Source organism: Neorhizobium sp. PAMB6630, from assembly GCF_058242775.1.
In genome coordinates, this window is the sequence record NZ_CM177836.1 from 800,025 (window position 1) to 816,297 (window position 16,273).

Genomic DNA, 16,273 nt, shown 5'->3' on the forward strand with positions numbered 1-16,273 from the left:
CGTCAGATCTTCGGCGTCAGTGTACCGTATCGTGCTTGATGTCACCGTGTTTGCGCTTGCGGGCATTGCGCGAGAACATGTTCAACACCTCCACAAGCGCCGAAAACGCCATCGCGGCATAGACATAACCCTTCGGCACATGGAAGCCCATGCCTTCGGCAATCAGCGTCGTGCCGATCATCAGCAGGAAGGCCAGCGCCAGCATGACGATGGTGGGGTTTTTCTCGATGAAGTTGGCAAGCGGCGTGGCCGCCACCAGCATCACTGTGACGGCGGCGACCACGGCAATGACCATGATCGGCACATGCGGCGTCATGCCGACAGCGGTGATGATGCTGTCGATGGAAAAGACGAGGTCGAGAAGCAGGATCTGACCGATAGCTGCGGCAAAACTGGTTGCCACCTGACCGCCGACCATGTCTTCCTTGTGGTCTTCCGGATCGACGCTGTGGTGGATTTCCTTGGTTGCCTTCCAGACAAGGAACAAGCCGCCGGCGATGAGGATGATGTCCTTCCACGAAAAGCCCTGGCCGAACACTTCAAAAACCGGCGTGGTCAGCTGGACGATCCAGGCCACGGTGCCGAGCAGCCCGAGGCGCATGACAAGCGCAAGACCGATGCCGATCTTGCGGGCCTTTTCACGATTTTCGGGCGGCAGCTTGTTGGTGAGGATGGAGATGAAGATCAGGTTGTCGATGCCGAGCACGATCTCCATCACCACCAGGGTGACGAGTGCGACCCAGGCGGCCGGATCCTGGACGAGTATCATCAGGTTTTGCATGTGGTGGTGCCCCTTGGCGCCGCAGGAGTGCTGGCGTTCGAAATGTAGACGGGATGTCCGACGAATCAAGCTTCAGCAGCGGGATAAATTTTAGCTATCTGGCTTCTGCGGTGTAAAAAAATGATCAATGAATTTGGTGGCTTACGGCGTCTCTTTGTGTTCGAGACGCACGCACTCCCTCCGTTGCGCAAACGGTATACGCAACCTGTGCCAGATTTATTGCATTGACGGGTCAGATTTTTTTACGCCGTAGCCCGCCATGAACAGCTTCATGGCGCCTGTCACCACGCGCTCGATCTCTGACGTCGATGGCGGCGTGCGGGCAACGCCGAACAGACAGAGCTTGAAGAAGGTGCCCGTACACAGCTCGATATATTGGCGGGCCGCAAGCGGAATGTCATCGACGCGCAGCGTGCCCCGCGCCACCTGCTGTTCAAGGAAATGTTCCAGCACCGTGCGCACGTTGAGCGTCTCATCCTGGAAAAACTGCCCGGAGAGCCGCGGCATGCGCGAGGCAACGGCGATCATCGTGCGCATCGCCGACACGGTGCCAACGGCGGTGACCTGCTGGGCAAAGCCGACGCCATAGCGAAACAGCCCTTCTTCCACATCCTCGACACCGGACAGGATATCCAAGAGGGATTGTGCAAGCTGCATCCGCTCGCGCTCCATGATGGCGGCGAACAGTTCGTCCTTGTTGGCGAAGTAGACGTAGATCGTGCTTTTCGAGACGCCGGCCTCGCGCGTGATGTCGTTCATGCTGGCCGCGTCGAAGCCCACCGACATGAAGACGCGCTTTGCCCCGTCGAGGATCTGCTCGCGCTTGACCGGATCTTCCCCGGCAGCAAACCGGCCGGCTTGCGCCGCCGTATCGCAGGAGACGGATCTCTCGTCAGACATTTGTGATCCCGAAAGTTAACCTTTTCGAACCGAGCGGTTCGATTGCACTTGATATGTCGGATGGAACTGTCTATGTCAACCTCAATTGAACCGATCGGTTCGATCCGATCGTTCTCCCTGATCAATGGTGCTCCCCATGAACGCATCCACGAACTCTGGCTCTCTGCGCGTCGTTTCCACAGACGCCGAGGGCGCCGAAAAGGCTGAACTGCGCCAGGAAGCGCCTGTTGGCGAAAAGTCGGCAACGGCCAAGCCCGCAGGTCCGGATGGCAGCCCGGGTGCCGACGCGCCCAAGAAAAAGAGGCGGAGCCTTGTCCTGCCGATCCTGGCGGTGGCACTTGTTGGTGCAGGCGGCTGGTATGGCTATAACTGGTGGACCGACGGCCGTTTCCTGGTCTCGACCGATGATGCCTATATCGCCGGCGATATCGCGGTCATTTCGCCAAAAGTGTCCGGTTATGTTGAAAAGGTCAACGTGGTCGAGAACCAGACGGTGAAGGCCGGCGATCCCCTTGTCACGCTCGATCAGGGTGACTACCGCATCGCGCTGGAACAGGCGCAGGCTAATGTCGAAAGCGCCAATCTCGCCGTTTCGCGCATGGATGCGCAGATCGCTGTCGGCGAGGCGAGCCTGAAGCAGTCGCAGGCGCAGCTGGGTGCCCTTCAGGCGGTTCTTCGCGGGGCTGAAATCACCCTGAAGCGCCAGACCGAACTGGCCGCAAAGTCTGTCGGCACCACGGCCGATCTCGACAATGCCCAGATTGCACTGGAGCAGGCGCAGGCAAACCTTGCCGCAGGCGATGCCGCCGTCACCTCGGCCAGTGCCAATATCGATCTTCTGCGCGCCCAGCGAACGGAAGCCGTCAACACCGTTCGCGTGCAGGAACTGGCTGTCGAGCAGGCCAAGCGCGACCTCGATTTTACCGTGCTGAAGGCGCCTTATGACGGCACGATCGGCAATCTCTCCGTCCAGACCGGTGATCTCGTTTCCAGCGGCAAACGGCTGGCTTCGCTTGTGCCGCTCGATGCGCTTTATATCGATGCCAACTACAAAGAAACGCAGCTTGGCCATATCGTGCCGGGCGCCAAGGTTCGCGTGCATGTCGATGCGTTCGACGAGGACACCATCGAGGGGACGGTCGAATCCATCGCGCCTGCCTCGGGTGCCGTCTTCTCGCTGCTGCCGCCTGAAAATGCCACGGGCAATTTCACCAAGGTTGTCCAGCGCGTGCCGGTCCGCATCGCCATACCGCAGGATGTGCTGAACGAGCGCCGGTTGCGCGCGGGCATGAGCGTCGTTGCCGATGTCGACATGCGCACCGGTCCGTCTGCAACCGCTGCCGCCAAGTAACAGCCTCGGTTCGGGCAAAGGAGAACCATCATGGCCGCCACCACAGCGACTGCGGGCGCCATGCCTGTCGATCCCCCCATGGATAAAAGAAAGCTGATCGCTTTCTTTGCCATGGTGGTCGGCATGTTCATGTCCATCCTCGATATCCAGATCGTCTCGGCATCCCTGTCGGAAATCCAGGCGGGTCTTTCGGCAGGCTCAGACGAGGTCGCCTGGGTGCAGACCTCCTACCTGATCGCGGAAGTCATCATGATCCCGCTGTCGGGCACGCTTGCGCGCATCCTCTCGACGCGGGTGCTGTTTACCGTCTGTGCGGCGGGCTTTACGATGTCGAGCGCACTCTGCGCCACGGCCACCAACATCGACCAGATGATCATCTACCGCGCCATCCAGGGTTTTATCGGCGGTGGCATGATCCCGTCGGTGTTTGCAGCCGCCTTCACCATATTCCCGCCCTCCAAGCGCGCCGTGGTCTCCCCGATCATCGGTCTCATCGCCACGCTTGCCCCCACCATCGGGCCGACGGTGGGCGGTTATCTCAGCAACGCGTTTTCCTGGCACTGGCTGTTTCTCGTCAATATCGTGCCGGGCATCATCGTCACGCTGATGGCCTGGACCTTCATCGATTTCGACAAGCCCAACCATTCCCTGATGAAGCGGTTCGACTGGTGGGGGCTTCTTTCCATGGCCGTCTTCCTTGGCTCGCTCGAATACGTGCTGGAAGAGGGCAACAGCAAGGACTGGTTCAGCGACGAGCATATCGTGCTCGGCACCGTCGCCATGGTCATCGGCGCGGTGGTGTTCTTCTGGCGTGCCTTCAAGGTGGATTTCCCGGTGGTGGATCTCAAAGCCTTCACCAATCGGAATTTCGCCTTCGGCTCGCTGTTTTCCTTCGTCATGGGCGTTGGGCTTTATGGCCTGACCTATATCTACCCGCTCTATCTGGCGCGTATTCGCGGTTACGATGCGCTGATGATCGGCGAGACCATGTTCGTGTCCGGCCTTGCGATGTTCATGACGGCGCCGATTGCCGGCATGCTGTCCACCAAGATGGACCCGCGTGCGATGATGGCGATCGGCTTCTTCGGTTTTGCCTGCGGCACCTATCTGATGACCGGCCTGACAGCCGACTGGGATTTTTACGAATTGCTGGTGCCGCAGATCCTGCGCGGTTGTTCGCTGATGTTGTGCATGGTGCCCATCAACAACGTCGCGCTCGGCACCCTGCCGCCGCAGCGCATCCAGAATGCCTCTGGTCTTTATAACCTGACGCGAAACCTCGGCGGTGCCGTGGGCCTTGCCGTGATCAACACCATGCTGACCCAGCGCTCGGACGAACATTATGCACGGCTGTCCGAGCATGTGAATTACGGAAACCCGGCAGCTCTCGAATGGCTGGACAGCGTTGGTGCCAATTTCAACGCCTATGGCATCGATGGCTCAAGCGCGGCCCTTTCCAAGCTCTCCGGTATCGTCACACAGCAGGCAACGGTCATGTCCTTCATCGATGTGTTCATGGGGCTGACCGGCTTGTTTGCCAGCCTCATCCTGCTTGTCATGATGATTTCCAAACCGAAGGCTGCTCCGCCACCCGGCGCCGGCCACTAGGCTTTCAACCTTTCAAGAGATCCACCGCCGACGAAGGGTCGCCGCTTATGCGGCGGCCTTTCTCGCTTATGGCTGCGGTCGTTCCCGAAATTTTGATTTACGTACCTCAAATCTGGCGTTATGTGTTCTCGCGGAGGAAACATGAAGCCCACGGTTCACGATATCGCAGCCCATGCAGGCGTCAGCCTTGCCACCGTCGACCGTGTGTTGAACGGAAGAGCAGGCGTGCGCGAGGTGACGCGGCTGCGCGTGGAAGAAGCGGTAACGGCCCTTGGTTTCGTGCGCGATGTGGCCGCCGCCAATCTTGCCAAGGGCCGGGTCTATACGTTCACCTTCATCCTGCCGGCCAATGACAACTCCTTCATGATCGGCCTTCGCGCCGAAGTGGAGCAGGCGGCGCGGCGCGCATCGGGCGAGCGTATGGCAATCCGCATTGTCGATGTTCCCGCTTTCGATACGGGCGCGCTGGTGGCGGCTCTCGAAGACGCGCAAGCGGGTATGCCGGATGGCGTCGCCTTTGTCGCGATCGATGCAGCCGAAGTGCGCGCGGCCGCCGAAAGCCTGCTCGCGGCGGGAATTGCAGTCGTCACGCTCGTCTCCGATTTGGGCGGCACGGCCCGCACACATTATGCCGGCATCGACAATATCGCCGCCGGGCGCACCGCCGGCATGCTGACCGGCCGGTTCCTGTCCGGTCGGGCAGGGCCGGTTCTGCCGCTTGCGGGCTCGCTGATGGTGCGCGACCACCGCGAACGTCTGCAGGGTTTTTCCGCCGTCATGGCTGAGCGGTTTCCCGAGCGCGCGATCCTCGCCCCGGTCGAAGGGCGCGATGATCCCGCGACCGCCGAACGGCTGGTTGAAGAAGCGCTCACCACCCATGGCGATCTCTGCGGCATCTACAGTTTTGGCGCGGGCAATCGCGGCCTGATCCGCGCCATCGAGCGGCTACCTGCGCCAACGCGGCCCGTCGTTATCCTGCACGAACTCACCGATGTCACACGCATGGCACTTGTGGCTGATCTGATCGACGCGGTGCTGAACCAGGATGCCGGCCACGAGGTGCGCAGCGCCATCCGGGTTCTGAAGGCAGCAGCGGATGGTTCAACGGTGGTGGAGGCGCAGGAGCGCATCCGCATCGACATTTTTCTGAAAGACAACCTGCCCTGAGCGGCAGGCATGAGGAGGACAGACACCATGTATCTCGGTCTCGATCTCGGCACGTCCGGCGTTAAAGCCATGTTGATTGATGCGGACCAGCGCGTCATCGGCTCGGCCACGGCTGCCATCGATGTCTCGCGGCCCCATCCAGGCTGGTCGGAGCAGAACCCGGCCGACTGGATCCGTGCAACGGAAGAAGCCGTTGCAGGCCTGAAGGCCACCCATGGCGAAGCGCTGGCAGCCGTTCGCGGCATCGGCCTTTCCGGCCACATGCATGGCGCAACGCTGATCGATGCGGACGACAAGGTTCTGCGTCCCTGCATCCTGTGGAACGACACCCGCTCGTTTGCGGAAGCCGCAAGCCTCGATGCCGATCCGCGTTTTCGCGCCTTGACCGGCAATATCGTATTCCCCGGCTTTACCGCCCCGAAACTCGTTTGGGTCAAAAACAACGAGCCGGAGATTTTTGCCAAGGTGGCAAAGGTGCTGCTGCCGAAGGATTTTCTGCGCCTCTGGCTGTCGGGTGAGCATATTTCCGAAATGTCGGATTCGGCCGGCACGTCCTGGCTCGATACGGGCAAGCGCGCCTGGTCCGATGAGCTTCTGGAGGCCACGGACTTGACGCGGGCGCAGATGCCGGCGCTGGTGGAAGGCACGGCCGAGGCCGGTCGTCTCCGCCCCGAGCTTGCCGCATCCTGGGGCATGACGCAGAGCGTGGTGATTGCCGGTGGCGCTGGCGATAATGCCGCCTCTGCCTGCGGCATGGGAACGGTGGCGGAAGGTCATGCCTTCGTATCGCTTGGCACATCCGGCGTGCTGTTTGCCGCAAATGGCTCCTATCTGCCAAAGCCCGAAAGCGCGGTGCATGCATTCTGCCACGCGCTGCCCAACACCTGGCATCAGATGGGCGTCATCCTGTCGGCCACCGATGCGCTGAACTGGCACGCAAAAGTGACGGCTAAGACCGCCGGCGAACTGGCCGCCGAAGTGGGCGACACGCTGCATGCCCCGACCGGCGTCACCTTCCTGCCCTATCTCTCGGGCGAACGCACGCCGCACAATGACGCAAAGATCCGCGGCGCCTTCATCGGCCTTGGCCATGAGACAGACCGTGCAGCACTCACCCAGGCGGTGATGGAAGGCGTGACCTTCGCCATCCGTGACAGCCTCGAAGCCTTGAAATCCGCCGGCACCCGCATCGACCGCGTCACGGCGATCGGCGGCGGTTCGCGCTCGCGCTACTGGCTGGCCTCGATTGCAACGGCACTCAACGTTCCCGTCGATATTCCAGCCGACGGCGATTTCGGTGCCGCTTTCGGTGCCGCGCGCCTTGGGCTGATTGCTGCGACCGGTGCCGATCCTCTTTCCGTCTGCACCGCACCTGTTACGGCCGAGACGGTGGAGCCGGTGTCGACGCTGACGGGCGCCTATGATGCGGCTTACGGGCGTTACCGGGCGCTTTATCCTGCGATCCGGTCGCTTGGCGGCTGAGCCCCCCTCATCCGCCTGCCGGCACCTTCTCCCCGAGGGGAGAAGGGATAAGCGGCACGCGCTGACTTCCCCTCTCCCCACCCGGAGAAGGAATAATCCGCTTGCGCCAACTTCCCTCTCCTTACGAGGAGAAGGGGCAAGCGGCACGCACCGACTTCCCCTCTCCCCCGCGGGGAGAGGGCAGGGTGAGGGGGCCTCACCCGCAACGCTTTTGACCATTCAATGACCCACCACCAAGGAGGAACCACCCATGTCGACAGGCTTTTTCGGCGATATCGCCAAAATCCAGTATGAAGGTCCAGACAGCACCAATCCGCTGGCCTTCCGTCATTACCAGCCGGACGAAATCGTGCTGGGCAAGCGCATGGAAGATCATCTGCGTTTTGCCGTAGCCTACTGGCACACGTTCGTGTGGCCGGGCACCGATCCCTTCGGCGGCAACACGTTCGAGCGTCCGTGGTTCAAGGACACGATGGATGCGGCGAAGCTGAAGGCAGATGTGGCCTTTGAATTCTTCCAGCTGCTCGGCGCGCCCTATTACTGCTTTCACGATGCCGACGTGCGCCCGGAAGGCAGCAATTTTGCCGAAAACACCAAGAACCTCAACGAAATCGTCGACCACTTCGAAAAGAAGCAGGCCGAAACGGGCGTGAAGCTTCTGTGGGGCACGGCGAACATGTTCTCGCATCGCCGCTACATGTCGGGTGCTGCGACCAATCCGGATCCTGAAGTCTTTGCCTTTGCTGCCGCAACGGTCAAAACCTGCATGGATGCGACCCAGCGCCTCGGCGGCGAGAACTATGTGCTGTGGGGCGGCCGCGAAGGCTATGAAACGCTCCTCAACACGGATCTCAAGAAGGAACTGGACCAGATGGGCCGCTTCCTCAACCTCGTTGTGGAATACAAGCACAAGATCGGCTTCAAGGGCGCCATCCTCATCGAGCCGAAGCCGCAGGAGCCTTCCAAGCACCAGTATGACTATGACGTTGCCACCGTTTACGGCTTCCTCAAGAAGTACGGCCTTGAAAACGAGGTGAAGGTGAACATCGAGCAGGGCCACGCGATCCTCGCCGGCCACACGTTCGAGCACGAACTGGCGCTTGCCAATGCGCTTGGCATCTTCGGTTCCATCGACATGAACCGCAACGATTACCAGTCCGGCTGGGATACCGACCAGTTCCCCAACAACGTGCCGGAAATGGCGCTGGCCTATTACCAGGTTCTGGCCGGCGGCGGCTTCACCTCTGGTGGCACCAACTTCGATGCCAAGCTGCGTCGTCAGTCCATCGATCCGGCAGATCTGCTGATCGGCCATATCGGCGGCATGGATTGCTGCGCACGCGGCCTGAAGGCGGCGGCGAAGATGATCGAGGACAAGGCGCTCTCGGGGCCGCTCGACACGCGTTATGCCGGTTGGGCTTCCAGCGAAAGCCAGAAGATGCTGCGCGGCGAGCTGTCGCTCGATGAGATCGCGGCGCATGTCGAAGCCAAGGATATCAACCCGCAGCCGAAATCCGGCCAGCAGGAGTTTTTGGAAAACGTCGTCAACCGTTACGTCTGATCCAGCGTTTCATGTCTGAAGCTGAGCCGGGGCGCCAAGGTGCCCCGGCTTTTTCGTATCCGCCAATCAGGCGCTGGCGGAGGGCATGCGGGCGATCACCTTGATCTCGAAATCGAAACCGGCAAGCCATGTGACGCCGACCGCCGTCCAGGTGGGGTAGGGCGGCGTACCGAGAAACTGTTGCTTGACGGCCATGAGGGTCTCCAGCTGATTTTGCGGATCGGTGTGGAAGGTCGTCACGTCGATGATGTCGTCGAAGGTGCAGCCGGCGGCGGCAAGCGTTGCCTTCAGGTTCTCGAAGGCCTGGGTGATCTGGCCGGCCAGATCCGGCACGGGGGAACCGTCGGTCCTGCTGCCGACCTGTCCGGAGACGAACAGGAGCCCGCCCGCGGGAACGGCTGCCGAATAGCCGTGCTTCTCGTAGAGTGCATGGCGGCCTTCCGGAAAAATTGCCTGGCGCTGTGTCATCTGTCACTTCTCCTGTCTGGTGTGCATGAGGCGTTGCCGCACTTCAAAATCGATGCGGCATCTGATATACGCTGCGTATGTTTAATTCGAATACGGTGGGTATGTCAAACTATATACGCCGCGTATCTGAGTGGGATTGCGATGGCCAGACGACGTGCGGAGACAATGGAGGAAAACCGGGCGAAGCTTATCGCGGCAGCGCGAAAGGCCTTCGCCGAGAAAGGGTATGTGGCCGCCTCGATGGACGACCTGACGGCCGAGGTGGGCCTGACGCGCGGCGCTCTCTACCACAATTTTGGCGACAAGCGGGGGCTGCTGGCCGCTGTCGTCCACCAGATCGATTCGGACATGGCCGCTCGCGCCCAAGCCATCGGTGCCCTCCAAAGCAATGAGTGGGATGCGTTGCTGGCCGAGGGGCGCGCCTATATCGAGATGGCGCTTGATCAGGAAGTGCAGCGGATCGTCCTGCTCGATGGCCCCGCCGTGCTCGGCGATCCCTCGCAGTGGCCGAGCCAGAGTGATTGCCTGAAGGCAACGCAGCGGGCGATCGAGCATCTTGTTGCCGATGGGATCTGCAAACCGCTCGATGCGGAAGCGGCAGCAAGGCTTGTCGGTGGTGCAGCGCTGAATGCTGCGCTGTGGGTGGCGGCGAGCGATGATCCGCAGACGGTTCTGCCCAAGGCCATCGCGGCGTTTCATGCTTTGGCCGAGGGGCTTTTGGTCAAGCCGCGCTGAAAACCCTCAAGCTTAACGTCGTCCCGGTTCCGTCACCGATCCGCGCACGATGAGATCCGGCAGAATGAGGATTTCGCGGTGCTCCGGGGCCGTCCGGCCCAGATTTTCGAGCAGAAGCGCCATGGCCTGTTTGCCGATGGCCGAGCGCGGCTGGCGAATGGTGGTGAGCGCCGGCTTCACATAGGTTGCCTGCGGCACATCATCGAAACCGATGACGGAAAAATCTCGCGGCAGATCATAGCCGCGTGCCGATAGCCCGCTGAGAACGCCAAGAGCTGTTGCATCGTTGACGCAGCAGAAGGCCGTCGGCAGCGTATCGCGCATGAACAGTTGTTCGACGGCAAGGCGACCGCTTTCAATCGTGCCGTCGCCATCCAGCACCATGCGCTGGTCGGGTGGAATGCGCGCGGCATCCATGGCCAGATCATATCCCCGACGGCGGCGCTGGTGGCCAAGTCGCGTCCGGCTGTCGCCGATGAAGGCAATGCGGCGATGGCCGGAGGAGAGAAGGTGTTCCGCCGCCTTTCGCCCGCCCGCCTGATCGTCCACGCCCACATAGGGCGTGGCGCTGCCGAACACCGGTTCGAACACGGCAACGGAAGGCGGCAGCCGTTCCGTCATCACCTGATGGCCGAACGGCTGATGGCCGGTAAACAGCACCATGCCCGCCGCCTGGCTGGAGCTTAGAAATTTCAGGTATTCCAACCCGCGCTCGGGATCGTTTTGTGTGTGGCCGATCAGCACGCCATAACCATGGGCGCGTGCCTCGTTTTCCAGCCCGATCAGGATCGAGGAAAAGTTCGGGTCGCCGATATCGGGCGCCAGCACCAGAATCATGTTGGAGCGGCCCATGCGCAGCGAACGCGCCATGGCATTGGTGGTATAGCCGGTGATCGCAATGGCCTGGTTGACGCGCTGGCGGGTGGATTTCGCCACCTTGTCCGGCATGTGGATGGCGCGGCTGACCGTCGCAATCGACACCTCGGCGAGGCGTGCAACATCTTCGATTGTGGCTGGCGCGGAACTGGACAAGGCTTGGGCGACCATCTGCTGGAGGTATCCGGCCTTGGACGCCCGGATAGCCGGAGACGTTAGCGGTGCAAACAGGCGAGAGGAAGCCTGACACGGTTGATAATCCCCTGATTTCGCGTAATGTAAACCTTTACATTGGGTGTGTAAAGGTTTACACAGAATACGGCGGTTGAGGAGCTGCCGGGGAGAGTTTGCATGATAGCGGGCAGGGACGAGGCGCGGTTACCCGTGCTCGTGGGGGAGCGTATCTCCAAATCTTTTGGCGAGGTGCAGGTGCTGTTCAGCGTCGATTTCGACGTGGCGCCGGGCGAAATCCATGCGCTGATGGGCGAAAACGGCGCCGGTAAATCCACGCTCGTCAAGATCCTCTCCGGCTTCGAACAGCCGACCTCGGGTCGTATCCTTCTCGATGGTGAGCCGGTGGTGTTGCCGCGCAACGGGGCGGCCGAAAGCCTCGGCATCGTCATCATTCACCAGGAATTTAATCTCGCCGAACATCTGACGGTAGCGGAAAGCCTCTATCTCGGCCGCGAAGTCACCCGTTTCGGCATTCTGGATCGTCGTTTCATGCGCCGGCAAACGCGCCGGGTGCTGGACGAACTGGGCTCGCATATCGATGAAAATGCGCTGATCGGATCGCTTGCTGTTGCCGACAAGCAGATGGTGGAAATCGCCAAGGCGATCAGCCGCGATGCCCGCATTATCTTCATGGATGAGCCGACGGCCGTGTTGTCACGCGATGAAACGGCAATCCTGTTTCGTGAGGTGCGCAAGCTGCGCGAAAAGGGCACGAGCTTCGTTTTCGTCTCCCACAAGCTGGACGAGGTGATGGAACTGACCGACCGCGTCACCGTGCTGCGCGATGGCCAATGGGTCAAGACCGCGCCGACCACGGCGCTGGATGGAGAGGCGATTGCCCAGCTCATGGTCGGGCGCGAGCTGTCGAGCCTTTATCCGGCAAAACACGAGCCTGATGTCGATGAAGAGGTGGTGCTCTCGGTCAAGGGCGTGTCCACCGGTTATGTGCGCGACGCGTCTTTTGACCTGCGCAAGGGCGAGGTTTTAGGCTTTTCCGGCCTCATCGGCTCCGGTCGCACCGAACTCATGGAGGCCGTCGCCGGTCTTCGCCAGCGCGCCTCGGGTGAGGTGTCGATCCGCGGCAAGCGTCTCGTGCCGGGCGATTTTCGCGCGGCAAACGCCGAAGGTCTCGCCTATATGACGAAGGACCGCAAGGGGCGCGGTCTGCTGCTAGGCGAGGGCATGACCGTTAACCTCACGCTTCAGGCCATCGACCAGCACCTGCGCCACGGTTACCTCGATCCGAAAAGCGAAGCGAAGGCGATGCTGCGGGCGAAGCGGCGTTTTGATATCCGTGTGCGCGACGACCATGTGCGGGCAGGGCGCATGTCCGGCGGCAACCAGCAGAAGCTGTTGCTCGCCAAGATCATGGAAATTGAGCCCAACATCATCATCATCGATGAGCCGACGCGCGGCATCGATGTCGGCACCAAGCAGCAGATCTATCATTTCATTGCAGCGCTCGCCCGCGAGGGCCGCTCGATCATCGTGGTGTCCTCGGAAATGCCCGAGGTGATCGGCCTTTGTACCCGCGTTGCGGTCATGCGCGAGGGGCGGATCGTCGGCATGCTCGAGGGTGAGGAAATCTCCGAGCAGCAGATCATGCGTTATGCGGCCGGCCTTCGGCGGCAGCTGGCAAGCTGAGACAATAAGCCTGTCCAAAGGGCGGGAAAGAACAAGACGACGAAAGGCAGACCGCCGGATGCGGGATCTGTCGGGGAGCCAGGGAACACATGACGAGCGACACCCAAGCGGATGCAAGCCCTCGCCGGGCCAGAACCTGGCGCGATATCGATCTTCGGGCCGTGGCCCCGTTTGCAGCGCTGTTTCTGCTGCTTATCGTCGGCGCCATGGTCAACCCGAATTTCATCGGGCTGAACAACCTGTCCAATGTCGCGACACGCTCGGCCTTCATCGCCATCATCGCGGTCGGCGCCACCTTCGTCATCTCCTCAGGCGATCTCGATCTCTCCGTCGGCTCCATGGTGGCGTTCGTCGCGAGCATCATGATCCTGTTCATGAATTCCGGCGTGATTGCCGATCCGGGGCTGATGCTGCTCGCCGCCATGGTGCTGACGCTCGTCATCGGCTCGCTTTGCGGGCTGGTGAACGGCCTCATCACCACACTCGGCCGTATCGAACCGTTCATCGCAACGCTTGGCACCATGGGCATCTATCGCGGCTTGACTACCTGGCTGAGCCAAGGCGGTGCCATCACGCTGCGCTCGGCCGAGCAGCAGGCGCTGTATCGGCCAGCCTACTTCGGCTCGGTGCTGGGGCTTCCGGTGCCGATCCTCGTCATCCTCATCGTCACCGCCATTGCCGCCTTCATCCTTTACCGTACGCGTTATGGCCGCCACGTGACGGCCGTGGGGTCTAGCCGGGATGTCGCGCGTTATTCCGGCATTGCGGTCGACCGGGTGCGCACGATGGCCTTCATCATCCAGGGGCTCTGCGTCGCCATTGCCGTGCTGCTTTACGTGCCGCGCCTCGGCTCCACGTCGGCGACCACGGGCATGTTGTGGGAGCTGCAGGCGATCACGGCAGTGGTCGTCGGTGGCACGGCGCTGAAGGGCGGCGCGGGCCGCGTCTGGGGCACCATCTGCGGCGCCTTCATTCTCGAGCTTGTCGGCAACATCATGCTTCTGTCGAATTTCATCTCGGAATACCTGATCGGCGCCATCCAGGGCACGATCATCATCATCGCGATGCTCGTGCAGCGTTCGCTGGCGCGCAAGACGTAAACGACCGGGCCTTCGGGATCGCCCGGTCTTTCAACACGGCAAAGATCCTGAACACAATGGGAGGAGAACAGGCAATGAAGAAGAGAATTTTGGGACTGGCCTTGGCCATGTCGACGGTATTCGGAGCCGCGCATGCGGCGGATACCAAAACCATCGGCGTCTCCATTCCGGCCGCCGACCACGGCTGGACGGCCGGCGTCGTCTACCATGCCAACCGCGTGGCAGCACTGCTGATGAAGGAACATCCGGGCCTCAAGGTCGTCGTCAAGACCTCGCCCGATCCGGCAACGCAGGCAAACGCCCTGCAGGACCTGGAAATCCAGGGCATTGATGCGCTCGTCATCCTGCCGACCGATCCGGATCCGCTGGTCAATGCCATCAAGGAAGTGAAGGGCAAGGGCACGTTCGTCTCCATCGTCGACCGCGCCCCGTCCGTCAACGATACCTCGGTGCGCGATCTCTATGTCGCCGGCAACAACCCGGCGCTCGGCCAAGTGGCGGGCGAATATATCAAGGCCAACACCCCGGAAGCGCAGGTCGTCATCATTCGCGGTTTGCCGATCCCGATCGACCAGCAGCGTCAGGACGGTTTCGACAAGGGCATTGCCGGCTCCAAGGTCAAGGTGCTCGACCGCCAGTTCGGCAACTGGAACCGCGACGATGCCTTCAAGGTCATGCAGGATTACCTGACCAAATACCCGAAGATCGACGTGGTCTGGTGTCAGGATGACGACATGGCTGTCGGCGTGCTGCAGGCCATCGAACAGGCCAAGCGCACCGATATCAAATATGTCGTCGGCGGTGCCGGCTCCAAGGACATGATCAAGAAGGTCATGGACGGCGACAAGATGATCCCGGTCGACGTGCTCTATCCGCCGTCGATGGTAGGCACCGCCATGGAACTGACGGCGGCTGCCATCTACGACCAGGTTCCCGTTCATGGCACCTATACGCTGGATGCGACCCTGATCACCAAGGACAACGCGAAGAACTATTATTTCCCCGACTCGCCGTTCTGATCCAAAAACCTTTCCGCTGACTGCGCTGCCCGGGTTTTTCCCGGGCAGATGTTTGCCGCCTTCACATTGCGGTTGTTTCGAAATTCCATCTCCTGTAATCGTTTACGGAAACGTTGCAGGAAGACTCTAGGGAGGAGAATTCATGAAGACGATCAAGGGCCCCGCCATCTTTCTCGGCCAGTTCGCGGGCGATGCCGCACCGTTCAATTCCTGGGATGCGATCACGAAATGGGCCGCCGACAAGGGTTATGCCGGCGTGCAGGTGCCGACCTGGGCCGGCCAGCTGATCGACCTCAAAAAGGCATCGGACTCCAAGGATTATTGCGACGAGTTCGCCGGTGTCGCGCGTGAAAATGGCATCGAGATCACCGAGCTTTCGACCCATCTGCAGGGCCAGCTTGTTGCCGTGCATCCGGCCTATGACGAGGCGTTTGACGGTTTTGCAGCGCCGGAAGTGCGCGGCAATCCTAGGGCACGGCAGGAATGGGCAGTCGAGCAAGTGAAGATGGCGCTGAAGGCTTCGCATCATCTCGGCATCAAGGCGCATGCCACCTTTTCCGGCGCGCTCGCCTGGCCCTACATCTATCCGTGGCCGCAGCGCCCGGCAGGTCTTGTCGAAACCGCCTTCGATGAACTGGCCCGCCGCTGGAAACCCATCCTCGATTTCGCCGACGAGCAGGGCGTCGACGTCTGCTACGAGATCCATCCCGGCGAAGACCTGCATGACGGCGTGAGTTTCGAGATGTTTCTGGAGCGCGTCGGCAACCATGTCCGCGCCAACATGCTCTACGATCCCTCGCATTACGTCCTGCAATGCCTGGATTACCTCGACAATATCGACATCTACAAAGACCGCATCAAGATGTTCCACGTCAAGGATGCCGAGTTCAACCCGACGGGTCGGCAGGGCGTTTATGGCGGTTACCAGGGCTGGGTTGGCCGTGCCGGTCGTTTCCGTTCGCTCGGTGACGGGCAGGTGGATTTTGGCGCGGTGTTTTCCAAGCTGACGGCGAATGATTTCGACGGCTGGGCCGTGGTCGAATGGGAATGCGCGCTCAAGAACTCCGAGGACGGTGCCCGCGAAGGCGCCGAATTCGTCAAGGCGCACATCATCAAGGTCACCGAAAAAGCTTTTGACGATTTCGCCTCCGGCGGCACCGATGACGCCGCCAACCGGCGCATGCTGGGGCTTTGATCCGACCTGAAGGTTGCCCCCCTTCCCCCAGGTGGGGCGAGGGGCAGGCAACATCGGCCATGTCGATGCAGGCAGGAGACGGCGCGGCATATCCCTTCTCCCCGTCCTGACGGGGAGAAGGGTCCGCAGGACGCAGCCGGATGAGGGGCCGT

The 16,273-nt window shown here is 61.2% G+C and carries 14 protein-coding genes; 10 read left to right on the plus strand and 4 right to left on the minus strand.

Annotated elements, in window-relative coordinates:
* Positions 1 to 16: 16 nt before the first annotated feature.
* The gene (locus AC4CWF_RS03750; RefSeq protein ID WP_491283801.1) at positions 17 to 781 is read right to left on the minus strand and encodes a TerC family protein; all 765 of its coding nucleotides are present in this window, start codon (positions 779 to 781) and stop codon (positions 17 to 19) included.
* A 216-nt stretch (positions 782 to 997) separates the two neighbouring features.
* Positions 998 to 1,681: a TetR/AcrR family transcriptional regulator gene (locus AC4CWF_RS03755; protein WP_491283802.1), complete on the minus strand. Its 684-nt coding sequence runs from the start codon at positions 1,679 to 1,681 to the stop codon at positions 998 to 1,000.
* Between the two features lie 136 nt (positions 1,682 to 1,817).
* Here AC4CWF_RS03755 and AC4CWF_RS03760 point away from each other — a divergent pair, with 136 nt between their 5' ends.
* From AC4CWF_RS03760 to xylA, 5 genes are all read left to right on the plus strand, one after another.
* Complete coding sequence (locus AC4CWF_RS03760; protein ID WP_491283803.1) at positions 1,818 to 3,032, plus strand: HlyD family secretion protein; 1,215 nt, start codon at positions 1,818 to 1,820, stop codon at positions 3,030 to 3,032.
* Between the two features lie 30 nt (positions 3,033 to 3,062).
* Positions 3,063 to 4,640, plus strand: a complete 1,578-nt coding sequence (locus AC4CWF_RS03765; protein WP_491283804.1) for a DHA2 family efflux MFS transporter permease subunit — start codon at positions 3,063 to 3,065, stop codon at positions 4,638 to 4,640.
* A 141-nt stretch (positions 4,641 to 4,781) separates the two neighbouring features.
* Positions 4,782 to 5,807 (plus strand): LacI family DNA-binding transcriptional regulator, encoded by a 1,026-nt coding sequence (locus AC4CWF_RS03770; RefSeq protein ID WP_491283805.1) that lies wholly within the window; start codon positions 4,782 to 4,784, stop codon positions 5,805 to 5,807.
* A gap of 27 nt (positions 5,808 to 5,834) precedes the next feature.
* The gene (xylB, locus tag AC4CWF_RS03775; protein ID WP_491285188.1) at positions 5,835 to 7,289 is read left to right on the plus strand and encodes a xylulokinase; all 1,455 of its coding nucleotides are present in this window, start codon (positions 5,835 to 5,837) and stop codon (positions 7,287 to 7,289) included.
* 250 nt (positions 7,290 to 7,539) lie between these two features.
* Positions 7,540 to 8,850, plus strand: a complete 1,311-nt coding sequence (gene xylA / locus AC4CWF_RS03780; RefSeq protein WP_491283806.1) for a xylose isomerase — start codon at positions 7,540 to 7,542, stop codon at positions 8,848 to 8,850.
* Positions 8,851 to 8,916: 66 nt separating this feature from the next.
* Here the strand turns inward: xylA and AC4CWF_RS03785 are convergent, their stop codons facing one another.
* Complete coding sequence (locus AC4CWF_RS03785) at positions 8,917 to 9,318, minus strand: RidA family protein (RefSeq protein ID WP_491283807.1); 402 nt, start codon at positions 9,316 to 9,318, stop codon at positions 8,917 to 8,919.
* Positions 9,319 to 9,459: 141 nt separating this feature from the next.
* On the opposite strand from AC4CWF_RS03785, the gene AC4CWF_RS03790 reads away from it, so the two are divergent.
* On the plus strand, positions 9,460 to 10,053 hold the full coding sequence (locus tag AC4CWF_RS03790; protein WP_491283808.1) for a TetR/AcrR family transcriptional regulator: 594 nt from the start codon (positions 9,460 to 9,462) through the stop codon (positions 10,051 to 10,053).
* 12 nt (positions 10,054 to 10,065) lie between these two features.
* Here the strand turns inward: AC4CWF_RS03790 and AC4CWF_RS03795 are convergent, their stop codons facing one another.
* The gene (locus AC4CWF_RS03795; RefSeq protein ID WP_491285190.1) at positions 10,066 to 11,085 is read right to left on the minus strand and encodes a LacI family DNA-binding transcriptional regulator; all 1,020 of its coding nucleotides are present in this window, start codon (positions 11,083 to 11,085) and stop codon (positions 10,066 to 10,068) included.
* 195 nt (positions 11,086 to 11,280) lie between these two features.
* Between AC4CWF_RS03795 and AC4CWF_RS03800 the strand changes: the two genes are divergently transcribed.
* From AC4CWF_RS03800 to AC4CWF_RS03815, 4 genes are all read left to right on the plus strand, one after another.
* Positions 11,281 to 12,807 (plus strand): sugar ABC transporter ATP-binding protein, encoded by a 1,527-nt coding sequence (locus AC4CWF_RS03800; protein ID WP_491283809.1) that lies wholly within the window; start codon positions 11,281 to 11,283, stop codon positions 12,805 to 12,807.
* Between the two features lie 89 nt (positions 12,808 to 12,896).
* The gene (locus AC4CWF_RS03805) at positions 12,897 to 13,907 is read left to right on the plus strand and encodes an ABC transporter permease (protein ID WP_491283811.1); all 1,011 of its coding nucleotides are present in this window, start codon (positions 12,897 to 12,899) and stop codon (positions 13,905 to 13,907) included.
* 74 nt (positions 13,908 to 13,981) lie between these two features.
* On the plus strand, positions 13,982 to 14,926 hold the full coding sequence (locus AC4CWF_RS03810) for a substrate-binding domain-containing protein (protein ID WP_491283813.1): 945 nt from the start codon (positions 13,982 to 13,984) through the stop codon (positions 14,924 to 14,926).
* Positions 14,927 to 15,068: 142 nt separating this feature from the next.
* Entirely contained in the window at positions 15,069 to 16,121 is a 1,053-nt protein-coding gene (locus AC4CWF_RS03815) for a sugar phosphate isomerase/epimerase family protein (RefSeq protein ID WP_491283814.1), read from the plus strand.
* The last annotated feature ends 152 nt before the right edge of the window (positions 16,122 to 16,273 follow it).